This window comes from Bacteroides sp. 214, assembly GCF_010501015.1.
Lineage (GTDB): Bacteria > Bacteroidota > Bacteroidia > Bacteroidales > Bacteroidaceae > Bacteroides.
Genome location: NZ_QVML01000013.1, coordinates 1 through 24,511, shown reverse-complemented (window position 1 = coordinate 24,511; position 24,511 = coordinate 1). Strand labels below are relative to the sequence as shown.

General features: G+C 41.9%; 20 protein-coding genes. 15 read left to right on the top strand and 5 right to left on the bottom strand.

Annotation, left to right across the window (positions count from 1 at the left end; translation table 11 throughout):
• Positions 1-19 precede the first annotated feature (19 nt).
• The 11 genes from D0T50_RS09595 to D0T50_RS09545 all read left to right on the top strand — a co-directional run bounded on the left by D0T50_RS09595 (position 20) and on the right by D0T50_RS09545 (position 13,970).
• Positions 20-1,060 carry a virulence RhuM family protein gene (locus D0T50_RS09595; RefSeq protein ID WP_163223314.1) on the top strand — a complete coding sequence of 347 codons (1,041 nt, stop codon included), beginning with the start codon at positions 20-22 and terminating at the stop codon, positions 1,058-1,060.
• 267 nt (positions 1,061-1,327) lie between these two features.
• Positions 1,328-2,278: a tRNA (adenosine(37)-N6)-dimethylallyltransferase MiaA gene (gene miaA, locus D0T50_RS09590; protein ID WP_163223313.1), complete on the top strand. Its 951-nt coding sequence runs from the start codon at positions 1,328-1,330 to the stop codon at positions 2,276-2,278.
• The gene (locus D0T50_RS09585; RefSeq protein ID WP_163223312.1) at positions 2,275-3,204 is read left to right on the top strand and encodes a diacylglycerol kinase family protein; all 930 of its coding nucleotides are present in this window, start codon (positions 2,275-2,277) and stop codon (positions 3,202-3,204) included. The genes miaA and D0T50_RS09585 overlap by 4 nt, the downstream gene beginning before the upstream one ends.
• A 116-nt stretch (positions 3,205-3,320) precedes the next feature.
• A complete protein-coding gene (locus D0T50_RS09580) occupies positions 3,321-6,143 on the top strand; it encodes a pitrilysin family protein (protein WP_163223311.1) in 2,823 nt (940 codons plus the stop codon).
• A gap of 104 nt (positions 6,144-6,247) precedes the next feature.
• Positions 6,248-7,732: a DUF5687 family protein gene (locus D0T50_RS09575; protein WP_163223310.1), complete on the top strand. Its 1,485-nt coding sequence runs from the start codon at positions 6,248-6,250 to the stop codon at positions 7,730-7,732.
• 34 nt (positions 7,733-7,766) lie between these two features.
• Positions 7,767-8,540 (top strand): ABC transporter ATP-binding protein, encoded by a 774-nt coding sequence (locus D0T50_RS09570; RefSeq protein ID WP_163223309.1) that lies wholly within the window; start codon positions 7,767-7,769, stop codon positions 8,538-8,540.
• Position 8,541: 1 nt separating this feature from the next.
• Complete coding sequence (locus tag D0T50_RS09565) at positions 8,542-9,429, top strand: TraB/GumN family protein (protein WP_163223308.1); 888 nt, start codon at positions 8,542-8,544, stop codon at positions 9,427-9,429.
• Between the two features lie 147 nt (positions 9,430-9,576).
• Positions 9,577-9,894: a 50S ribosomal protein L21 gene (rplU, locus tag D0T50_RS09560; RefSeq protein WP_163223307.1), complete on the top strand. Its 318-nt coding sequence runs from the start codon at positions 9,577-9,579 to the stop codon at positions 9,892-9,894.
• A 21-nt stretch (positions 9,895-9,915) separates the two neighbouring features.
• Positions 9,916-10,188, top strand: a complete 273-nt coding sequence (gene rpmA, locus D0T50_RS09555; protein ID WP_163223306.1) for a 50S ribosomal protein L27 — start codon at positions 9,916-9,918, stop codon at positions 10,186-10,188.
• 88 nt (positions 10,189-10,276) lie between these two features.
• The gene (gene serS / locus D0T50_RS09550; protein WP_163223305.1) at positions 10,277-11,554 is read left to right on the top strand and encodes a serine--tRNA ligase; all 1,278 of its coding nucleotides are present in this window, start codon (positions 10,277-10,279) and stop codon (positions 11,552-11,554) included.
• A gap of 136 nt (positions 11,555-11,690) precedes the next feature.
• Positions 11,691-13,970, top strand: a complete 2,280-nt coding sequence (locus D0T50_RS09545) for a bifunctional dihydroorotate dehydrogenase B NAD binding subunit/NADPH-dependent glutamate synthase (protein ID WP_163223304.1) — start codon at positions 11,691-11,693, stop codon at positions 13,968-13,970.
• 214 nt (positions 13,971-14,184) lie between these two features.
• Here D0T50_RS09545 and panD read toward each other — a convergent pair whose 3' ends face one another.
• Both panD and panC read right to left on the bottom strand, forming a co-directional pair.
• Positions 14,185-14,535, bottom strand: coding sequence for an aspartate 1-decarboxylase (gene panD / locus D0T50_RS09540; protein WP_163223303.1), 351 nt, complete (start codon positions 14,533-14,535; stop codon positions 14,185-14,187).
• Between the two features lie 11 nt (positions 14,536-14,546).
• Complete coding sequence (gene panC, locus D0T50_RS09535; RefSeq protein WP_163223302.1) at positions 14,547-15,389, bottom strand: pantoate--beta-alanine ligase; 843 nt, start codon at positions 15,387-15,389, stop codon at positions 14,547-14,549.
• Positions 15,390-15,636: 247 nt separating this feature from the next.
• Here panC and D0T50_RS09530 point away from each other — a divergent pair, with 247 nt between their 5' ends.
• Both D0T50_RS09530 and D0T50_RS09525 read left to right on the top strand, forming a co-directional pair.
• Complete coding sequence (locus D0T50_RS09530) at positions 15,637-16,458, top strand: glycogen/starch synthase (RefSeq protein WP_163223301.1); 822 nt, start codon at positions 15,637-15,639, stop codon at positions 16,456-16,458.
• 35 nt (positions 16,459-16,493) lie between these two features.
• A complete protein-coding gene (locus D0T50_RS09525) occupies positions 16,494-17,960 on the top strand; it encodes a DUF4270 domain-containing protein (protein WP_163223300.1) in 1,467 nt (488 codons plus the stop codon).
• An 80-nt stretch (positions 17,961-18,040) separates the two neighbouring features.
• Here the strand turns inward: D0T50_RS09525 and D0T50_RS09520 are convergent, their stop codons facing one another.
• The 3 genes from D0T50_RS09520 to D0T50_RS09510 are packed head-to-tail and all read right to left on the bottom strand — an operon-like array spanning position 18,041 to position 22,658.
• Positions 18,041-19,414: a glycoside hydrolase family 57 protein gene (locus D0T50_RS09520; RefSeq protein WP_163223299.1), complete on the bottom strand. Its 1,374-nt coding sequence runs from the start codon at positions 19,412-19,414 to the stop codon at positions 18,041-18,043.
• 19 nt (positions 19,415-19,433) lie between these two features.
• Positions 19,434-20,702: a glycosyltransferase family 4 protein gene (locus D0T50_RS09515; protein ID WP_163223298.1), complete on the bottom strand. Its 1,269-nt coding sequence runs from the start codon at positions 20,700-20,702 to the stop codon at positions 19,434-19,436.
• Positions 20,703-20,717: 15 nt separating this feature from the next.
• Positions 20,718-22,658 carry a glycogen debranching enzyme N-terminal domain-containing protein gene (locus D0T50_RS09510; RefSeq protein WP_163223297.1) on the bottom strand — a complete coding sequence of 647 codons (1,941 nt, stop codon included), beginning with the start codon at positions 22,656-22,658 and terminating at the stop codon, positions 20,718-20,720.
• A gap of 199 nt (positions 22,659-22,857) precedes the next feature.
• On the opposite strand from D0T50_RS09510, the gene D0T50_RS09505 reads away from it, so the two are divergent.
• Together D0T50_RS09505 and D0T50_RS09500 are read left to right on the top strand one after the other, a co-directional pair.
• Positions 22,858-23,514 (top strand): rhomboid family intramembrane serine protease, encoded by a 657-nt coding sequence (locus D0T50_RS09505; RefSeq protein ID WP_163223296.1) that lies wholly within the window; start codon positions 22,858-22,860, stop codon positions 23,512-23,514.
• Positions 23,515-23,608: 94 nt separating this feature from the next.
• Positions 23,609-24,295: a Crp/Fnr family transcriptional regulator gene (locus D0T50_RS09500; protein WP_163223295.1), complete on the top strand. Its 687-nt coding sequence runs from the start codon at positions 23,609-23,611 to the stop codon at positions 24,293-24,295.
• Positions 24,296-24,511: the final 216 nt, after the last annotated feature.

Genomic DNA, 24,511 nt, shown 5'->3' with positions numbered 1-24,511 from the left:
AGAACTAAGTGTGAATAAGATGAACAAGCATAACAAAAAAAACAAGTTACAAATTCGAAATAGTACAGCTGAGTTCTTAATTTTCGCTTATCAATCAAAAGGCGATGGGATAGAAGTACGTGTACAAGACGGAACTATTTGGCTCACACAAAAGAACATGAGCTCATTATTTGATAGTTCAATAGATAATGTAGCCTTGCACATAAAAAACATTTATACCGATGGCGAGTTGGATGAAAACTCAACTACCGAGGATTTCTCGGTAGTTCAACAAGAAGGCAACCGTGAAGTTCGCAGAACAATAAAACACTACAACTTAGATGTGATTATTGCAGTTGGTTATCGTGTCAACTCAAAACGTGCAACAGCTTTTAGACAATGGGCAACAGGTATTTTGCGTGACTTTACATTAAGAGGCTATGTAATAGACCGCAAAAGAATGGAAAACGGAACCTTCCTTGATGACGATTATTTTGAACGCCTTTTAGAAGAAATACGCGAGATACGGTTATCAGAGAGACGATTTTACCAAAAAATAACTGATATTTATGCTACCTCTATGGATTATAGCCCAGAATCGTCCACAACTAAAGATTTTTTCGCAAGAGTTCAGAACAAAATGCACTATGCAGTGCACAAGCAGACTGCCGCTGAGTTAATTATTCATAGAGCCGATCATACAAAGGAAAATATGGGATTGACTTCATGGGGAAAATCACCTCATGGTAAAATTGTAAAAACAGATGTAACAATAGCCAAAAACTATCTAACGGAAAGCGAATTAGAATCTCTTGGTCGTATTGTTAATGGTTATTTGGATTTTGCCGAAGAATATGCTAAACGACGCAAACCACTCACTATGAGTGATTGGGCTAAGCATTTAGACTTAATTCTTCAAGCAAACGGAAATGACTTACTACAAGACGCGGGTAAAATAACCGCCGCTATAGCCAAACAACATGCTGAAAATGAATTTGAAAGCTATCGTTCTATCCAAGACCGTCTGTTTGAATCTGATTTTGACAAAGAGATAAAACGCATAAAAGGAGAAGTAGATTAAGAAGCATAAAAAAAGGGATCACGCCTGATCCCAACCTTGTTAACCTTAAATCTAATACTATGAAAAACACATTGCAAAGGTACGGCTTTTTTTGATACTTGCAAGCATCGTGTGCGAAAACAACGGTGTTATAACAAAGATTAAGACTTCATGCACCGATCTCTTTTCTTTTGTAAAAATAGCCTCCGAGTTACTAAAATGCTTGCATCGTACAATATTTTCGGTTCCTTTCACTATCTTTGCTGAAAGTCTAAACGCATAAGCACCATGCCGCAATACGATTTAATCACCATTTTAGGTCCTACAGCCTCCGGCAAAACACCCTTTGCCGCACATTTGGCTTACGAGCTGGATAGTGAAATAATCAGCGCGGACTCCCGGCAGCTTTACCGAAAGATGGATCTTGGCACTGGGAAAGACCTTGCGGACTACACCGTAAACGGTAGGCAAATACCCTACCACCTGATAGACATTGCCGAGCCGGGTTATAAATACAACGTTTTTGAATATCAACGCGATTTTCTAAAAGCTTTTCAGACAATTACCGCCCAGAATAAACTACCCATTCTTTGCGGTGGAACAGGTATGTATCTGGAATCGGTTCTGAAGGGATACAAATTGTTACCCGTACCCGAAAATCCGGAGTTGCGAGCATCACTGGCTGATAAAACATTGGAAGAGTTGACCGAGTTGCTCGGTAGCTACAAAACATTGCACAACCAGACCGATGTAGATACGGCAAAACGCGCCATCCGCGCCATAGAGATAGAAGAGTATTACGCTACCCACCCACGAGAACAGCGACCATTTCCCCAACTCAACAGTTTGATTGTAGGCATAGACATTGACCGCGAGCTGCGCCGTGCAAAGATAAGCAACCGCCTTAAACAACGTTTGGAGGAAGGGATGATAGAAGAAGTAACCCAACTGCTTAATAGTGGCATCGCTGCCGAAGATTTGATTTATTACGGTTTGGAATACAAATACCTCACGCTCTACGCCACAGGAGAACTCTCTTTCGAAGAAATGTTCTCCGGGTTGGAAACAGCCATTCATCAATTTGCTAAACGACAAATGACATGGTTTCGAGGCATGGAAAGGCGCGGGTTTACCATCCATTGGATAGACGCAACACTTCAGATGGAAGAAAAGATTGGTCGCGTTAAAGAACTAATCACAAGAAAAGAAGTAACTAACAAACTAAATACAGGAGAATGAGTGTAGATTCAGGAAAATGGGGAATCATCTATAATCCGAAAGCCGGAACACGAAAAGCTCACAAACGGTGGCAAGAGATTAAAGAGTACATGGACAGCAAGGGTGTATCCTACGACTATGTGCAATCCGAAGGTTTTGGATCGGTAGAGCGACTTGCGGGCATCCTGGCTAACAACGGCTACCAAACGATTGTAGTGGTAGGAGGCGACGGCGCATTAAACGATGCACTGAACGGCATCTTAGCCTCCAACGCCGAGAACAAACACGACATAGCCATTGGCATTATACCAAATGGTATTGGCAATGACTTTGCCCGTTACTGGGGTTTGGATATTGAAGAGTACAAGGCTGCGGTAGACTGCATCATAAACCACCGTAAAAAGAAAGTCGATATAGGCTACTGCCAATACTACAACGGCAAGAAGCATGTAAGACGCTTCTTCCTGAATGCAGTAAACATCGGGCTGGGAGCACGTATTGTAAAGGTTACCGACCAAACCAAACGCTTTTGGGGCGTTAAATTCATCTCCTACTTCACCGCATTCTTCTTACTTTTCTTTGAGCGAAAGTTATACCGGATGCATCTTCAAATTAACGGTGAGAATATTAAAGGACGTATTATGACTATCTGTGTAGGCAATGCTTCGGGCTACGGACAAACGCCAAGCGCTGTTCCTTACAACGGCTGGTTGGATGTTACCATTATACACCGTTTGCAACTATTGCAGATATTTACAGGCATTTGGCTATTGATACGCGGAAGAATTCTGAATCACGAACAAGTGCGCATCTACCGCACAAAGAAAGTCAAGGTATTCAGAGCACGAAGCGCGTCGGTAGATCTCGACGGGCGATTACTCCCCAAACAATTTCCGATAGAAATAGGAATAAAACCGGAGTTAATAACATTAATCATTCCCAAGTAAGAATATAGTAATTATTAAAATAGTATTTTTACCTATTGAAATAAAAAGAGCCGCTCGGTGTGATTAATTGAAACAACGAGCGACTTATTAAACAAAAACACTTTAATCACAAAGCAATGAATCATTTATTTCGAATTTCATTTGTAGCTATACTGACAGTATGCTGCAGCCTGAGCTCGGTTTTTGCTCAGCAAATGCCTCCTATTCCGGTTGACCCGAATGTACGCATCGGCAAACTGGAAAACGGATTGACGTATTATATACGCAAGAACAGCCTGCCCGAAAACAGAGCTGAGTTTTACATTGCACAGAAAGTAGGTTCTATACAGGAGAACGATGATCAAAAAGGATTGGCGCACTTCTTGGAACATATGTGTTTTAACGGTACAACCCACTATCCCGGCGACGCCTTAAAACAATATCTTGAGACAATTGGTGTGAAATTTGGCGAAAACCTCAATGCCTACACCTCTATTGACGAAACGGTTTACAACATCTCGAATGTGCCCGTTATCCGCGAAGGTGTTATTGACTCTTGTTTATTAATCCTGCACGACTGGTCTAACGACCTTACACTGGATGTAGTTGAGATAGACAAAGAAAGAGGTGTTATTCACGAAGAGTGGCGCAGCCGTATGAGTGCCAGCCAACGTATGATGGAAAAAGCACTTCCGGTTATGTTTGCCGGAACACAATACGAAGACTGCTTACCTATTGGTAAAATGGACGTAGTATTGAATTTCAAACCACAAGTATTGAGAGATTACTACGAGAAATGGTATCGTCCAGACCTGCAAGGTATCGTAGTAGTAGGCGACATTGACGTAGATATGGTTGAAGCGAAGATTAAAAAAATGTTCTCTGACATACCTGCCCAACCCGATGCTGCCGAACGCGTATACTATCCGGTAACTGATAATAAAGAACCCATTGTTGTTATTGAACAAGACAAAGAACAAGCGAATATCCAAATCCTGTTCTTCAATAAACACGAAACTGTTCCTACCGAAGAAAAAGGAAACATGGGCTATATGGTAGCTCAATACATGACAAACCTTATCAGCAATATGATTTCGGCTCGTTTAGATGAATTAAGACAATCGGCCAACCCTCCTTTTGTATATGCTGGTGCTTATGACAGCGATTTCTTCATTGCAAAGACAAAAGATGCCTTTACCGGCTATGTGATATGTAAAGAAGAGGCCATCGAAACCGGATTTGAAACATTGGCGCGCGAAATAGAAAGAGTACGTCGCTTTGGCTTCACCGAATCAGAATATACACGTGCTCGCGCTGACTATCTTCGTCAGTTGGAGTCTTCGTTCAACGAAAAAGACAAGCTCAAGAACAATCAAATCGTTAGAAATTATGTGCGTCATTTCCTCGATAATGAGCCTATTCCGGGTATTGAGAACGAATACGCTATCATGAACCAGATAGCCCCAATGATTCCGGTTGCCGCATTAAATCAAGCGGTGCAAGGAATGATAGGCGAAGAAAACAAAGTAGTAGCTTTATTTGCCCCCGCAAAAGAAGGTTTGACACTTCCTACTAAAGAAGCATTGATAAACGTATTGAATAAGATAAGTGCGGAAGAACTGACTCCATACGAAGATAAAGTATCTGACGAACCATTGATTAGCCAAGAGCCAACTCCGGGCAAAATCGTTTCCGAAAAGAAAGACGACATCTTCGGAACAACCACACTTACATTATCTAACGGTGTGAAGGTGATTGTTAAAGATACAGACTTCAAAGCCGACGAAATCATGATGAGAGGTGTAAGCGAGGGTGGTACCTCATTATTCCCCGAATCGGAAATTGAAAATATCAAAACATTGAACGCAGTAATTTCGGCAGGTGGTTTTGGTAATTTCAACCCTGTAGACATGGAAAAAGTACTTGCCGGTAAGAAAGCAAGCGTAAGATCTTCAATCTCTACCGATACAGAAATGCTTTATGGTAGCTGCTCGCCAAAGGATTTTGAAACGATGATGCAATTAACGTACCTTACGTTTACATCGCCACGCAAAGACCAAGACGCGTTCGAATCATACAAAACCCGTACAAAAGCACAGCTACAAAACCAAGAGCTACAGCCAATGGTTACTTTCATCGACTCCATCAACAGTACTATCTACAACAACCACCCACGTTCAACTCGTTTGAGTTCGGGTATGATTGACAAAGTAAACTACGACAGAGTAATTGAAATGTACAAAGACCGTTTTGCAGACGCAAGCGACTTCACCTTTGTTTTCATTGGTAACATTGACATGGAAACAGCTAAACCTTTATTCGAAATGTATCTAGGTTCGTTGCCATCTATCAACCGAAAAGAAACATTTGCCGACACAAAGATGGACCTCCGTCAAGGTATGTACAAGAACGAATTTATCAAAGAGCAAGAAACTGCTAAAGTATCTTCGTTTGTATTCTACAATGGTAAATGCGACTACAACCAAAAGAACAGAGTGTTGATGGACATCACCCGACAAATTCTTACGTTAATCTACACAGAAAAGGTTCGCGAAGACGAAGGTGGCACTTACGGTGTGAGTGTAAACGGTGGATTAGAAAAAGATCCGAAAGAAACATTCTACTTGCAAATCATGTTCGAAACTTCTCCTTCAAAGAAAGACAAACTAATGGAGATTATCTTTGCGGAAATGGATAACTTGATGAATGCAGGTCCAAGTGAGCTGAACTTGAACAAAACCAAAGAGTTTATGATCAAGAAACACCAAGAAAACCTGAAAGAAAACAGTTACTGGTTAAGTACAATCAATGAGTACGTTCTTAATGGCGTAAATATGGAAACCGGTTACGAAGAGATTGTAAACGGAGCAACCGTTGGTGACATTCAGAAATTTGCCAAGAGTTTGTTCGGTCAGAACAATCGCTCTGAAGTTTTGATGATTAGCCCTGAAAAGGAATAATCGAATAGAATAAGACTTTGACATAGCCACAGATTATCCATACATAAACTGTGTATTGTATGATCTGTGGCTATTATTGTATCAACTTACGACCCATTTCAACCATGCTTTTCAACGAATTACGCAAACACAGCAAGCTTGCCGCCAAGCGTCACCCGATGTATGACAAGAACAAATTCGGGAAGTACTTCGCCTACTTCATGGCGGTGTTCTGGATTGGTTATTTGATTTTTTTCGGAGTAACCTTCGCTAAAGGATTTGCCAATGCAGCTCCCAGCATAGAGCCGTATCATGTAATGAATAAGGGGCTTATCTACGTCCTTATACTTGACTTCTTCATGCGGTTCAGTTTCCAAAAGACACCCACCCAAGAAATGAAACCCTACCTGTTGCTGCCTATCAAACGTAAACGGTTAATTGACTTTTTGTTGATTCGTTCGGGTATTAGTGGTTTTAATTATCTGTGGTTGTTTATGTTTGTGCCCTTTGCACTGCTGACAATAACCCGTTTCTACGGCATCGCTGGTGTATTTACTTACGTCCTTGGCATTTATCTATTGATATTGCTCAACAACTACTGGTATCTCTTCTGCCGCACCCTCTTCAACGAAAACTTTTGGTGGCTATTGTTGCCGGTAAGCATATACGGAGCCTTGCTTGGTGTAGAGTTCGCTTTTGATTTTCCCTTTGCTGATTTCACCATGAACCTTGGCGAAGGATTTATTGACGGAGATATTCTCTATTTTCTCGGAGTAATTGCTTGTATTGCCTTGATGTGGTTCATAAACAGAAGTATAATACTGAGATTTGCTTATTCGGAACTCAACAAGGTGGAAGACACCAAAGTGATGACTGTATCCGAATACAAGTTCTTTGAACGTTATGGAGAGCTGGGCGAGTACCTACGCTTAGAGTTAAAGATGCTCTTTCGCAACAAACGTTGCAAGGTATCACTGCGTACCATTGCCATTATCGTTGTGTTCTTCTCGCTTATTCTTAGCTTCTCGGATGCTTACGACGGCATGTTCATGAAGAATTTTATCTCCATTTACAGCTTTGTAGCCTTCGGAACAGTGATACTCACACAAATCATGGGATTTGAAGGTAACTATATTGACGGACTGATGACGCGTAAAGAATCTATCTACACACTGCTCCGCGCCAAATATTATTTTTACTGCATCATGGTTATTATCCCCTTTATTTTAATGATACCGGCGGTAGTAATGGGCAAGCTCTCTTTGCTAGGTACCTTCGCACTTGCGTTTCTGTCTATAGGGCCTGTTTATTTTTGTCTTTTTCAAATGGCGGTATACAATAACAAGACAGTACCATTGAATGAAGGAGTTACCGGCAGACAATCATCAGGAACAGGGCTTCAGAACATCATCAGTATTTGCAGCTTTATGATTCCGATTCTGCTTGTGTACCTGTTAAATGCACTTTTCGGAGAAACAGTGGCATTGTGGATATTACTCTTCATTGGTATTGCCTTTGTGGCAACAGCCGACTTCTGGATAAAAAACATCTACAACCGCTTCATGGCACGTAGATACAGAAACATGGAAGGATTCCGCGATACAAAATAACTCAACTTTCATATTTTATTAAAAGTAAGAACACATGATTACAATAGAAAATCTACAAAAGCTATTTGGCGAGAAAAAAGCAGTAGACATAGCAACGTATAACATCGCACAAGGTGATATGATTGGCTTGGTTGGAAACAACGGTGCTGGGAAAACCACCCTTTTCCGGTTAATACTAGACCTACTCAAAGCCGATAATGGTTTGGTGAAAATAAACGATATCGACGTAAGCAAAAGCGAAGAGTGGAAAACATACACCGGTGCGTTTATTGACGAGGGTTTCCTTATTGACTATCTCACCCCCGAAGAATTCTTCTACTTCACCGGAAAGATGTACGGATTAAAAAAAGAAGAAGTAGACGAACGCTTAGTACAGTTCGAACGCTTTATGAATGGCGAGGTATTAGGACAGAAGAAATTCATCCGTAATTACTCGGCGGGTAACAAACAGAAAATCGGTATCATTTCTGCCATGCTGCATTATCCACAACTACTTATTTTGGATGAGCCGTTCAACTTCCTCGATCCGAGTTCGCAGTCTATCATCAAACACATACTGCGCAAATACAACGAGGAGACCAAAGCCACAGTACTTATCTCCAGCCACAACCTCAACCACACAATAGATATCTGTCCACGTATCGCTTTATTAGAGCATGGAGTAGTTATTCGCGACATTGCCAATAACGACAACTCGGCAGAAAAAGAACTGGAAGAGTACTTCAATGTAGATATGGTAGAAAAGGAAGAGGAAGAGATTCTTTCTGAAGAACAAGTAAACGAAGAAACTACTAACGAATTACAATAAGATGAAAAAGATTATCACGACCCTGTTTTTAGTTTGCGCAGCTGTTTGCACTCAGGCGCAACTACTATGGAAGATATCGGGCAACGACTTGGAAAAATCTTCGTATGTTTTCGGCACACACCATCTTGCGCCCTATGCCATTTTAGATAGCGTAAAAGGATACAGAGCAGCCTATAATGAGTGCGAACGCGTAATCGGCGAAGTTGCGATGAGCGAAATGAGATCACCCGAAACCATGGGGATGATGCAAAGAATGATGATGATTGATGAAGACAGCATCACACTCAAATCACTTTTCACCCCTGAAGAATACGAACTGGTAAAGAAAACCTGCCAAGAGTATGTAGGCTTGCACATAGACATGGTTCCTAAAATGAAACCGGCATACATCACCAATAATTTGGTAGTGGTGCTTTACATAAAACACATGCCCAACTATAAATCTAAAGAACAGTTGGATAGTTTCTTGCAAGAAATGGGTAGTAACCTTGGCAAACAGATTGCTGGTTTGGAAACATTAGAGTTTCAAATGAATATGCTCTTCAACAATTCTCCATTGGAAAGACAAGCTGAACTGTTGGTTTGCACCATATCGGATATTGACAATACCGTAAAACAGGCAATAGAACTAACCGATGCTTATATGAACCAGCAATTAGATAAGCTACTCGAAATAGCCTATCACAAAACAAATACCAACTGCGACCCATTGCCTGGTGAAATGGAAGCAATGATAGACAATCGCAACATGGCGTGGGCAGAGAAGCTTCCGGCTATGATGAAAGAAATGGCCAGTTTTGTAGCCGTAGGTGCCCTACACTTACCGGGAGAAAAGGGGTTGATTAACTTATTGAAAGAAGCAGGATACACAGTAGAGCCGATTTGGTAGAGCCAGTATAAAAAACAAAGGAAAAGATTTGTCCGATAAAAATAAATCTATTACTTTTGCAGCCTAATTATTCCGCACCGGGTAAACCAAGTGTTCTTTAAGCAATTAACGACCACCCGACGGAGAAACCTGTATAATAAATAACAGATGTACGCAATTGTAGAAATTAACGGTCAGCAGTTTAAAGCTGAAGCTGGAAAGAAGTTGTTCGTTCACCACATTCAAAATGGCGAAAACGGAGCAACTGTAGAGTTTGACAAAGTTCTTTTGGTAGACAAAGACGGAGCAATTACCGTTGGAGCACCAACAGTAGAAGGCGCAAAAGTAGTTTGCGAAATCGTTTCTAACTTAGTGAAAGGCGACAAAGTAATCGTATTCCACAAAAAGAGAAGAAAAGGTTATAGAAAACGCAATGGTCACCGCCAACAATTTACAGAGATTACAATTAAAGAAGTAGTAGCTTAATCAATTAAAACGTAGAAGAAAATGGCACATAAGAAAGGTGTCGGTAGTTCAAAGAACGGCCGCGAATCACATAGCAAAAGATTAGGCGTAAAGATATATGGTGGTGAAGCTTGCAAAGCTGGTAACATCATTATTCGTCAAAGAGGTACTGAATTCCACCCAGGTATTAACATGGGTATGGGTAAAGACCACACTCTTTTCGCCCTAACAGATGGTATCGTAAGCTTTAAGAAAACAAAGAACGACAAGAGAATTGTTTCCATCGTTCCTGCCGAAGAAGCTAAAGAAGCATAAGGATTTAATAAAATCTTATTTCAAAAAACAGGAGAAGGAGATATGATTTCAAGTCATATCTCCTTTTTTAGAAAAAAAAGATACATATATGCTTACAATTAAACAAATCACCGAAAACACCGAAGCGGTTATCCGTGGGTTGGGAAAGAAACACTTCAAAAATGCAGGCGAAGTGATTGAACGGGTTATCGCCGCAAACGACAAAAGGCGTAACACACAAGGAGTACTTGATGGCAATCTTGCTGAGATAAACGCACTTTCCAAATCAATCGGACAACTGATGAAAGAAGGAAAGAAAGAAGAAGCAGAGGCAGCAAAGAGCAAAGTAAGCGAACTAAAAGAAAACAGCAAAGCGCTGGAAGCTACCATGAGCGAAGCTACCACCGAATTGCAGGAACTATTATATACCATCCCCAATATCCCCAGCGAAATGGTACCCGAAGGCAAAACACCCGAAGACAACGTTGTAGAACATACGGGTGGCAAAGAGGTGGAACTTCCCGCTGATGCTAAACCACACTGGGAACTAGCAAAAGAGTATGACCTGATTGACTTTGAACTCGGTGTAAAGATTACCGGCGCAGGCTTCCCTGTATATAAAGGAAAAGGCGCTCGCTTGCAACGTTCACTTATTAACTTCTTCCTGGACGAAGCGCGAGATGCAGGATATCTGGAAATCGAGCCACCATACGTAGTAAACGAAGCATCAGGTTATGGTACAGGACAACTTCCCGATAAGGAAGGACAAATGTATCATGCAACCGAAGACAATCTATACTTAATTCCTACTGCCGAAGTGCCAGTGACTAATATCTACCGCGATGTAATCATTGACGAGAAGGAACTTCCTATAAAGAACTGCGCTTACTCGGCATGTTTCCGCAGAGAAGCAGGGTCTTATGGAAAAGATGTTCGTGGCTTGAACCGCTTACATCAGTTCAACAAGGTGGAGATTGTGCGCATTGACAAGCCCGAGCATTCTTACGAATCATTGAACGAAATGATTGCTCACGTAGAGAACTTAGTTAAGAAGCTGGAACTCCCCTATCGCATTCTTCGTCTTTGTGGCGGAGATATGAGCTTTACCTCTGCCATCACATTCGATTTTGAAGTGTACTCGGCAGCACAAAAGCGTTGGTTAGAGGTTAGCTCGGTATCTAATTTCGAATCATATCAGGCAAACAGGTTGAAGTGTCGTTACCGCACAGCCGACAAAAAGACAGAGCTATGCCACACACTGAACGGCTCGGCATTGGCATTACCACGTATTCTTGCCGCATTGCTGGAAAACAATCAAACAGACGAAGGTATTCGCATACCCGAAGCATTGATTCCATACTGTGGTTTTGATATGATAAGTAAATAATAGCTTCAATTTTATATAAAATATTGGCTAAACTCCTGACTTTTTGCAAGGTCGGGAGTTTTTTTAATTAAATAACGTATCTTTGCAGCGCGTTACCCTACTATAGAGGGTTAAATAAAGAACAAAGTGATTACGAATGAATAAGATTATCAGCAAAGAACAGTTCTCTCCAAAGGTATTCAAGTTGGAGATTGAAGCGCCACTTATTGCCAAGTCGCGCAAAGCAGGACATTTTGTAATTGTCCGGGTAGGAGAAAAAGGCGAACGTATGCCGTTAACCATTGCTGAAGCAGACACGAAGAAAGGAACTATCACGCTTGTGATTCAGGAAGTTGGGCTTTCATCATCAAGGCTTGCCGCACTAAAAGTAGGCGAATACATTACCGATGTAGTAGGTCCGCTGGGAAAAGCTACTCACGTTGATAACTTCGGCACCGTGATTTGCGCCGGAGGTGGTGTGGGTGTAGCACCGATGCTCCCCATCGTACAAGCCCTGAAAGCTGCAGGCAATAGAGTAATCACCGTACTTGCAGGACGCAATAAAGAACTCATCATACTTGAAGAGGAAATGCGCAAGAGTTCGGACGAAGTTATCATTATGACCGATGACGGTTCTTACGGTCGCAAAGGTTTGGTAACCGAAGGCATTGAAGAAGTTATTAAGCGCGAAAAAGTAAATAAATGCTTCGCTATTGGCCCTGCCATTATGATGAAGTTTGTTTGCTTACTCACCAAGAAATACGAAATCCCCACCGATGTATCGCTCAATACCATCATGGTAGACGGTACAGGTATGTGCGGCGCCTGCCGCATCACAGTAGGTGGCAAAACCAAATTTGTTTGTGTAGACGGTCCTGAATTCGACGGACATCAGGTAGATTTCGAAGAAATGCTCCTTCGTATGGGTGCTTTCAAAAAGATTGAACAAGAAGAGGTAAAAAAACTTGGTTCTTGCCAAGCTACTAATACAGAGAAAAGCCGCGATGCCGCTTGGCGCGAAGAGCTTCGTAAAAGCCTCAAAGCCAAAGAGCGTAGTAGTATTGAGCGCGTTCACATGAACGAATTGGAACCCGCATATCGCATAGCACACCGCACAGAAGAGGTAAACCGCGGACTTAGCGAGGCCCAAGCCATGAACGAAGCGAAGCGCTGTTTGGACTGTGCCAACCCCGGTTGTATTGATGGCTGTCCGGTTAACATTGACATTCCCCGTTTCATAAAAAATATAGAACGTGGCGAGTTCCTTGAAGCAGCCAAGACACTAAAAGAAACCAGTGCGCTACCTGCTGTTTGCGGACGTGTTTGTCCGCAAGAAAAGCAGTGCGAAGCTAAGTGTATCCATCTCAAAATGGGTAAAGAAGCCGTAGCCATTGGTAATCTGGAACGCTTTGCCGCCGACTATGAACGCGAAAGTGGCAAAATATCCATCCCCGAAGTAGCACCCGCTAATGGAATCAAGGTAGCCGTTATTGGCTCTGGTCCTGCCGGACTTTCCTTTGCAGGAGAAATGGCTAAGAATGGTTATAGTGTTACTGTATTTGAAGCCCTCCACGAAATTGGCGGTGTTTTGAAATATGGTATCCCCGAGTTCCGTTTGCCCAATCAAATTGTTGATGTAGAGATTGAAGGACTTGCAGGCATGGGTGTTACCTTTGTGAAAGACTGCATCGTAGGCAAAACCATTAGCATAGAAGATCTCAAAGAAGAAGGTTTCAAAGGATTCTTTGTTGCTTCAGGTGCCGGATTGCCCAACTTCATGAATATACCGGGCGAAAACCTGATTAACATCATGTCGTCCAACGAATACCTTACGCGCGTAAACCTTATGGATGCGGCAAGCCCTGACTCGGACACACCTGTTACCTTCGGTAAGAATGTAGCAGTAATAGGTGGTGGTAACACCGCAATGGACTCCGTGCGCACCGCTAAGCGTTTGGGAGCCGAGCGTGCCATGATTATCTACCGCCGTTCGGAAGAAGAAATGCCTGCGCGTATTGAAGAAGTGAAGCACGCCAAGGAAGAAGGAATAGAGTTCCTCAACCTACACAACCCTATTGAATACATCGGAAATGAAGATGGTAGCGTAAAACAAGTTGTACTACAAAAAATGGAACTCGGCGAGCCGGATGCTTCGGGCAGACGCAGGCCGGTAGAAATACCCGGTGCAACGGAGACTATCGACATTGATCTGGCAATTGTCAGCATTGGCGTTTCACCAAATCCAATTGTTCCAAGCTCTATCAAAGGACTGGAAATGGGTAAGTGGGGTACTATCAATGTAGACGAAAATATGCAATCGTCTATCCCGATGATTTATGCAGGAGGAGACATTGTGCGTGGTGGAGCTACTGTTATTCTTGCCATGGGCGATGGTCGCAAAGCGGCGGCTTCCATGCACAAGCAACTGAACAAGTAAGCCGAAGAAAAATCAGCCTATGGACGAGCGACCGTGAGACTATGGCTGAAGGGTCGCGAGACTATGGACGAAGGGTCGCGAGACTATGGCTGAAGGGTCATGAGACTATGGCTGACAACGAATGAAACTATGGCTGACGAAGCAAGAGCCATAAGCAAAAAAAAGAAGAGAGCGTTTTGCTCTCTTCTTTTTTTGTATCTGTACGATGTATGACCTACACCAACTTATTCGTTTGCGAATCGGGGAATACCACTGCCGGCTTAAACGTTTTCGCTTCTTCAAAGTCCATCTGTGCGTATGACATAATAATCACAATATCGCCCGGTTGTACCTTGCGAGCTGCCGCGCCATTCAAACAAATAGCTCCCGAGCCTCTTTCACCTTTGATTATATAAGTTTCCAAACGCTCACCGTTGTTATTGTTCACTATCTGAACCTTTTCTCCAGCTATGAGATTAGCAGCATCCATGAGGTCTTCATCAATGGTAATGCTACCAATATAATTGAGGTTTGCCTCGGTAACACGTACACAATGCAACTTCGATTTTAATACTTCAATAGTCATGCAAACGGGGGTTATTTATATTTTATATTATCTATCAGACGAACATCGCCACAGAACACGGTAATACAGCCAACGATGTATGTGGCATCTTCCCAAGCTTCGATTGGTTGTAGCGTATCTCCGTCTACCAACGAAAAGTACTCCAACTCAAGTCCGGGTGCGGCAGCTATAGAATCTTCTACAAATCGAATTGTTTCCTTTACCGAATGTTCTTTGGCAAAGGTATGGCTTTTGAATAAAGTTTGTGATATTTCTAACGCATTTTTTCGTTCTTCAGTAGACAAACGACTATTTCGACTACTCATAGCCAAGCCATCGGCTTCGCGAACAATGGGGCAACCTACAATATAAATACCGTAATCTTGCGCACGATTCATCTTGCGAATGATAGCAAGTTGCTGAAAATCTTTTTCTCCAAAATAAGCGTTATCCGGCTCTACCGCTTCGAAAAGCTTGCTCACAATCTGGCAAACGCCATTAAAATGTCCCGGACGAAACTTACCCTCCATCACTTCATCGAGTGGCGGATAGCTAAAACTGCGGGTATCAGGTGTAGGATACATTTCGGCTACCGAGGGAGCAAAAACAACATCGGCATGATTAACCTCGAGCAACCGCACATCTTCCTCCAGCGTGCGCGGATATTTCTCCAGATCATCAAGATTATTAAACTGTGTGGGATTTACAAAGATAGTAACTACTGTTACTTCATTTTCGCCAACGCTCTTCTCCACCAAAGAAATATGTCCGGCATGTAGCGCTCCCATAGTGGGTACTAAACCAATTTTTTTCTGTTGATTCCGACAATCAGCCAATACTTCTTTTAACTCTCTGATGGTATGTATTATCCTCATTTTCTTTGACTATTACCGTTGCTTTATTCTAAAAACGTTGCAAAATAAACTATTCTTTAGCACACAAAAAAGAAATAAACGAAATTAATGCAAAATCACTTCAAAAAGAGAGGACAGATGTGCCGGTTAGAGCAAAACCGTTACAAAACTATTTACTAAAGAGATAGACAACGTACTAATTAAACTTAATTCCACCTGCACTTTCAGTAGATTTTGACTATCTTTGCATATTATTTATTCGAACATTATGACAAAGGCGAAGAAAGTATTATTTATTACGCAAGAAATCACACCGTATCTACCCGAATCGGAAATGTCGACGATAGGCAGAAGCCTGCCGCAAGCTATCCAAGAAAGAGGAAGAGAAATCAGAACTTTTATGCCGAAATGGGGAACGATTAACGAGCGTCGCAATCAATTGCACGAAGTAATTCGCCTTTCGGGAATGAACCTCATCATCGACGACACCGACCATCCGCTCATCATTAAAGTAGCCTCCATCCAATCTGCTCGTATGCAGGTATATTTCATCGACAATGATGATTATTTCCAAAACCGCTTAGAACTGTGCGACAAAGATGGAAATGAATACGATGATAATGATAGCCGTGCCATTTTCTATGCGCGTGGTGTATTGGAAACCGTAAAGAAACTACGTTGGGTACCCGATGTAATACATTGCCATGGTTGGATGACTTCGCTTGTGCCGCTTTATATCAAAAAAGCGTATGCCGAAGAGCCCTCTTTCCGTAACTCCAAAGTTGTTTTCTCTATCTACGAAAATGGATTCAAGAGCAAGTACAACAAGGACTTCGCCAACAAGTTGCTGTTGAAAGGTATTGAAAAAGAAGACCTTGACACACTAACTACCAGCAGATCATTTGATTATGCTGCCGTAACAAAACTTGCTATTGACTACTCTGACGGAATCATTCAAAACAGCAAGAAGGTAAACAAAAAGCTCATTGACTATACACTGCAAAAAGAAAAGCCATTCCTTGAGTATCAAGAACCGGAAACTTATGCTGATGCTTGCAGTAGTTTCTATGATAAAATCTGGGAAATTTAAACTAATCAAATAACAACAACCTAACTTCATTGAGCATGAAAGCTAAAAATTTGTGGGTGCTACTACTAACTGTTTTTGTATCCATAGTAGGATGTGACGATAATACAGGTAGCCTAGGTTTAGATATGCTTCCTCCTGCTGATAAATTAACGGTAGACTCCAAAACCTTTGAGGTTTCTACAAAATCAGCATTAACAGGTGCTGTTTTTGCCAAAACAAACATCGGATACATAGGAAAGTTCTCTGACCCTGACTTTGGCTATTACGAAACAAGCTTCTTAACACAGTTGAACTGCGTAGACTCTTTAACATTCCCATCGGCATACGACCCCAACATTGAGTATAAAGAAGGAGAATACCTCATGGCAGGAGACTCTACCTACCTGACAGAGTTAGTTGTATACTACGACAGTTATTTTGGAGACTCATTGAATGCTTGCCGCATGAGTGTCTACGAACTTAACAAGGATTTGGATAAGAATCATTATACCAACATAAACCCCGAAGATTACTACGACGAATCCGATCTTCTTGGTCGTAAAGCCTACTCTGCTTACGATACTTCAATTTCAGATTCATTAAGAGCAACCGAAGATTATGTTCCTTATGTAAGGTTTGTCTTGTCTAAAGAAAAAGGCGAAGAGATATTAAGACTCAACCGTGAACACCCCGAATATTTCTATAATTCCAAAGCGTTTGTTAAGAATGTATTGAAAGGGTTATACATCAAGAGCGACTATGGAGACGGAACAATTCTATATGCCAACAGCGTTGCCCTTAACATTGTATATAATATGTACGAGATAGACAGTCTAGGTGGCATTGCAAAAGACACGCTGGGAACCGAGCTAATATACAGGCAATATCAAACACTAGCCTCTACTAAAGAGGTTATACAGGCAAACAGATTCTCCAACTCGGCTCTCTTAGAGGAAAAAGTAGCCGAAACGGATTGGACCTACCTGAAGTCTCCGGCAGGAATTCATACAGAAGTTACATTGCCTATCTTAGAAATTGCCGAACATCTGAAGAACGACACACTAAACACTGTAAAGTTAGTGTTTGACGGACACTACCGGGAAAGCGAAAACCAGTTTAGCATGTCTGCTCCTTCTACTATTATGATGATACGAGAATCAAAACTCAAGGACTTCTTTGAGAAGAACGAAATCTATGACAATATTTCATCATACATCGCAAACTACCAAACAACAGGAGAAGTGGCTAATCAATACATTTTCAACAACATCACCAACCTTGTTAACACCTGTATTCGCGAAAAGGACGAAGCAAAAAAAGAAGCAGGTAGCAACTGGGACGAAGCAAAATGGATAGAAGAGACCCAATGGAACAAAGTTGTATTGATTCCGGTTGTTGTTAACTACGATTCTAATAAAAATATACTAAACATGCAAAATGATATGCGACCCGGATACATAAAACTAAAAGGTGGAGCAAACGATAAACTACAAATGAAGATTTATTATACATACTTCCAGTAAGTAAAGGTGTATACGCTATAAAATAATAGAGGCGGGTTGTTCAACCCGCCTCTATTATTTTATAGCTATATCTACTATCACTATTTCTTTTTAGGAGTAGCTTTGGCTGCTTTAGGCGCTGCTTCTTTCTTTGGCTTTGTTGCCCCGGCAGCCGGATTCTTTGCTTTATCCAGCTTGATACTCAAGCGCTCCACGTCTTTATTCAACAGAGCAATCTCTTTATCTTGATTTCTTATTGTTGTAAGCAAAGAGTTGAGTTCTTCATCATCAATATCTTCGGGATACAGTGCATTAACACGCTTTATGAAGTCACCCAATACGTTCATGTAATTTGTAAAAGCATCGTACGGAGAATCATAAATACCCCTATTCAACGCTATTCCTGTATTCTTTGTAGTCATATAGCGAAGATTATTACTCGCTTGCAGGTAATCCCAATCTTGCTTGATACGGCTATTATCACTCAGCAACACACGCTCGGCAACGCTATATAGTTTACCGAAAGCCTCGCGTTGCAACACGTTGCCCAACCATGGAGTAAGGTCTCGCTCTTCGTCTACCCACGAAATAGGATATGGCACATCCAAAGCCGACACTGGTTTCAGCTTGGAGATGATTTCCGATGGCGTAGAGAAAGTAATGCCTCGCTCTTTTGCACAAGCCGGAAGCGCTTTCAGAAATTCCAGAATATTAGAGTGAAGCGGCTGATCCATACCGATAGCCGACAAACGCATAAACAAGTTAATAACCTGCTCCTCTGCCGGGAACTCGCTGATCCAGTTCATATACTTATCCGCGAACAATGGATACTCACTCCACTCTGAGTTAGAGAAGCGCAATGTGATGTCATCAGAAAGCTTGTAGTCTCTCAACAACAGTTTGAGGTTTGGTGCCTGACTGGATTGGTACACATAGTGCGGACTCTTCCAACCAAGAATACCCTTTGCTCCTTCGGTAAGCATCCCTTTGAATCCCATGCTTGCAACCACACTACCTATATCATCCGAATAAATGAGACTGGAATTGCGGAAAACCTTAGGTGCTTTGCCAAACACCATTCGCATTTTCTCACTTTGTCGCATTACTTCCTCGCGGAAACACTCCTCGTTGCCCAACGAAGAAAGCCCATGCGAATAGGGTTCGCCAAGAAACTCGCAACAACCGGTATCGTTCAACTGATGCAGCAAGTCTATTACATCGGGCGCATGCAATTCCAATAGTTCCAATGCAATACCCGACACCGACAAGGCAATCTTAAACGCTCCATTGGATGTTTTAATCATTTCGAGCAATGCAGTAAGCGCAGGTATATACGACTTAGAAGCAACTTCACTTATAGTTGTATCCGTGGCATAATCATCGTAATAGTAATGGTCGGAACCTATCTCAAAGAAGCGATATCGCTTCAGGTGTACTATTTGATGTATCTCAAAATAAAGACATATTGTTTTCATTGTCTATGTTGTTTTATTATTACCTATAATTCTTTAATACTTCATCATAAATGCCACGCACTTTGTAGCCAACCGTTTCCCATTTTATCTGGTCTACTTCTCTCTTGCCTTCCTCTTTGAGGTATTCGTACAAGGCCGGATTGGTACAGATAGAGTAAACAGCATCGGCTATAGCATGTATATCCCAGTAGTCTGTCTTGATACATTTCTCTAAAATCTCGGCACAGCCAGATTGTTTGGAGATTATAGTAGGCACACTTACCTGCATCGCTTCGAGTGGTGATATACCAAATGGTTCGGACACGGAAGGCATTATGTACACATCGCTTGCTTTCAGCACTTCGTACACCTGCTTTCCTTTCATAAAGCCCGGGAAGTGGAAACGATCGGCAATGCCCCGTTCGGCAACAAGGCGTATCATCTGATTCATCATATCTCCGCTACCCGCCATCACAAAACGAACATTCTTTGTTCGTTGAAGCACCATAGCGGCTGCCTCAACAAAGTATTCTGGTCCTTTTTGCATGGTAATACGCCCAAGGAAGGTTACTACTTTTTCTTTGGGCATCTTCTTTGCCTCTATATCCATAATTTCTTGCGACAACGGTTCTACCGCGTTGTGCACAGTGGTTACCTTGCGAGGATCCTGATGGTATTTATGAATAACCGTTTGCCGGGTAAGTTCGCTCACGCACATGATATGGTCGGCATGATCCATTCCGTTTTTCTCGATGGAGTAAACAGTAGGATTCACGCTACCACGACTGCGGTCAAAATCGGTAGCATGCACATGGATAACCAGTGGTTTGCCCGACACTTGCTTAGCATGGATGCCGGCAGGATAGGTCAACCAATCGTGCGAGTGAATTATATCAAACTCTTGCTGGCGAGCTACCACCCCGGCTACTATCGAGTAATTGTTTATCTCTTCATGAAGATTATCCGGATACTTGCCCGAGAACTCTATACAGCCCAGGTCATTGGTATGCAAGTAATTGAAGTCAGCATAAATATGGTCGCGTAAATCGTAGTAGAGTTGCGGATCCATGTAGCCACCCACACGGTTCTTCACATAATCCCACTCTACATTCCGCCACACCACAGGCGTACTATTCATTCCTACGATTCTTAAAAAACTCTGGTCTTCGTCGCCCATTGGCTTGGGAATGCAGAATGTTATCTCTAAATCATTTTGGTAGGACATTCCTTTAGTTAGCCCGTAACTTGCTGTTCCTAATCCTCCTAATATATGCGGGGGGAATTCCCATCCGAACATTAATACTTTCATAGTAATTCCTCCTGCTTATTGTTTATATTTAGACAATAACTTTAATATCCGAAGAAGCTCGGCCACATTCATAGCAAAGGAGATAGCACCTCGACCTTTGAACGGAGGATTGCCATCGAACAGTTCGGAAATAGTACCAATGCAATGCTGCGTTATTTCATCTTCAAACCCAACCAACTGGCGCTCGACGAATGAAAGTCCGCTCATTTTGTAGATACGCAAGTAAGCCTCCAAGTAGAAACCTACCAACCACGGCCACACCGTACCTTGATGATAAGCATAGTCACGTTCATTCTGTGTACCTACATAATTAGGATTATATCCGCCACTTTTCGGGCTTAACGAGCGCAACCCTTTGGGAGTGAGCAACTCTTTTGTTACAATATCAAGGATTTGTTTCTTCTGTCCGCGATCCAACGGAGAGTAATCTAGCGCAGCAGCAAACAACATATTCGGACGCACACTCCAATCCATCATGTAGCCATTAACGTAGTCGTACAGATAGCCATGCTCATTTCTGAACACATCCACAAAAGAGCGGGCAGCTGTTTCTGCATATCGTTCCAACTTGGCGGCGTATGCTTCGTTCTCATCATCACGTAGCATCTCGGCTACAAAGCACAATGCGTTATACCACAATGCGTTTATCTCTACCACATAGCCCGTACGTGGCACCACCGGTCTTCCGTTTGCCGTAGAATTCATCCAGGTAACAGCTTTATCTTCTCCATTTGTATAAAGAAGTCCGTTATCGTGCAAGAACAGGTTTTCGTGTTTGCCTTGAACTATATAGTCGATGATGTCGGTTAGTAGTTTACCATATTTCTCCCTGCAATTGGCTCTTGTGGTTTCCTTTGCATATTGTTGCAGTGCCCATATTGCCCACAAGGGCACATCGGGATGATTCATTTCGGTTATTTTACAGGGGGACGATGGGTCTTTCATAAAAGCGTATATCGCCTTTTGAGCAGTGGCCATTACCGCTTCGAACTCATCAATGTCATCGATGGCAAGCGTTAGTCCAGGTAGTGAAACGAACAAATCGCGGGCACGACACTTAAACCATGGATAGCCTGCAAGAATATAGCTTTCGCCCTCTTGCTTGCTATGGAATTGATGCGCCGAGTTCTTCAGGCAGTTGTAGAAGCTATCTCGTGGGGTTCTATCTTCTACCTCCGCATCAAAAAGTTTCTTCAACTGGCGTGTGTTTATCGGGGAGATACCTGCGGAAAAAACAATGCTTTCACCTTTCTTTATCCCTACTTCAAAATATCCGGGAACATACAAGTCTTCGCGAACAAAGTATCCACGCTCCTGTTCTTTAGGGTATTCAATGCCTCGATACCAGTCGGGTGCAAAGTGGAACTCGTTCTTTTTGTTCAGCTGCATGAAGAGTTCGGGGTAGCCGGGATACATACAGGTTTTAATACCATTCTCCACCTCTTGATATTCGCGGCTTGCGTTAGGATTCTCCACCGTATACTCGCGTACGCTTCTGAAAGCCATGAAAGGACGGAAACGCAATGTTGTGGGCGAGTGCGCCTCGACCAATGTATAACGAATCAGGATTCGGTTTTCATGGTGAATAAATATTTTCTCTTTGGTAAGAATTACTCCACCTACACGATACGTGGTAATAGGAATTTTTTCACAGTCAAACTCACGGATGTATTTATGCCCGTTGGGACTAAAATTGTTTCCCTGATATTTGTGCAAGCCCAGATTAAACTCCGCTCCATGCTGAATAACTGTTTCGTCAAGCGAGGAAAGTAACACATGGTTGTCATCATCCAAATTTGGAACCGGTATAACAAGTAATCCATGGTATTTTCTGGTATTGCAGTCTACAATTGTTGTAGAATGATAAGCTCCCGATTTATTTGTTCGCAGGATTTCCCTTGTCAGCGATTCCTCCAAATTCACCATCAGCGTCTTATCAAATCGCAAATAGCTCATTATTGTGCATTTTATAAGGTTAATTATATTATTTCTTTAAGCATTTTTCTTATTGCTTCATCAAAAGTACAAATTACAGTATGAATTAGAAACTAAAAGATGCTTTATTTTTATTTTTTGTCACTTTATTCGGGCCATTATACTGATAAAATCCATATCTTGCGTTTTAGAAAAGCATATTAGTTTTCTTCGCACACATATGAAGCCAGAGAATCAACGAATATTTTTGTCAATGGTCATACCGCTCTTCCTCATATTTATTCTTTATATGATTGAGGTTTTGGAGGTTGGTATGAAATGGGATTTTACCACACTGGGCGTTTATCCCCGCACATTCAAAGGTGTTTTTGGTATCTTTGCCCATCCATTTATACATAGCAATTTCAATCATCTTTTCTCTAACACAATACCCTTATTTTTCTTAGGTTGGTGTTTATATTTCTTTTACCGGGACATTGCCTCGTTAATTTTATTTCTGGTTTGGATTACCGGTGGTGTACTTACGTTCCTTATCGGCAAACCCGGATGGCATATTGGCGCCAGTGGCATCATTTACGGACTTGCTTTCTTTCTATTCTTCAGCGGCATACTTCGCAAGCACATTCCACTTATCGCTATTTCTTTGTTGGTAACGTTTCTCTATGGCGGATTGTTCTGGAACATGTTTCCATTCTTTGCCAAGCCCACCACCTCGTGGGAAGGTCATCTGAGTGGTGCTGTGGCAGGTATATTGTGCGCCTACGCATTCAGAATGTACGGCCCGCAAAAGCCAGAAATTTTCTCCGACGAGGAAGAGGAGGAAGAAGAGAAAGAGGAGGAGGAAGGAGAAGAACACGAAGAGCAAGAAATTGAATAAGAAACGATAAAAAACACAAAAAGGGCGGGTAAGATAGCTCAAACTATCCGTTATGTTCTTACTTTTGTACAATAATCAATGCTACAGCTATTGCATGAATACAATGTTCAACACTTTACTTCAGCTTCCGTTATTTCAAGGTCTTTGCGAAGAAGACTTCACCAAGATATTGGCTAAGGTAAAGTTACACTTCATAAAGTACAAGAAGGGAGATGTCATTATACGCGAAGATACTATCTGCGACCGACTGGTATTTCTGCTGAAAGGAGAAATAGTTTCCAATATCAGTTCTGAGAAAGAGATGCTCGTTTTTCAGGAAAGTTTCTCGGGCAAACACCTCATCGAGCCACAGTCTCTCTTTGGTTTGAACAACTTCTACACTGCTACCTATACCGCTCAAACAGAAGTCAATGTACTCTCCATCAGCAAATCTTTTGTGGTTAAGGAACTAATGAATTATGAAATTTTCCGCATAAACTTCATAAACATTATCAGCAATCGCGCACAAAACCTACAGCGTCGCATGTGGACACCAAGACCCAACTGTGTAAAAGAAAAAATCATCTACTTCTTCTTTATCCATGCCGAGAAGTTTGAAGGCAAAAAGGTGCTGAAAATAAAAATGAATGACTTGGCACACAACCTGAATGACACTCGACTGAATGTATCCAGAGCACTAAATGAGTTGCAGGAAGAAGGGCTATTGGTGCTACATCGCAAAGAAATCATTGCACCCGAGATGGAACGGTTGCTTGCTAAGGTCAACCCTATTTATAACTAAGTATAAACCGAGTCAACCAACTCTATTAATAAGACTGAAAGTAGTCAACTAAAAACGTTAACAGACTGTCTTATACGGGATTAGGTTTACACGTTTTTTCTGCATAATATTTAATTGTTTATGCAAAAATCAGTACATCGTTCCTACAGTGAGCCTTTTAAGTTAGAAGTTTTACGTGACCACTACTCCAGTGGTATGTCTTTACGTTTTACCGTC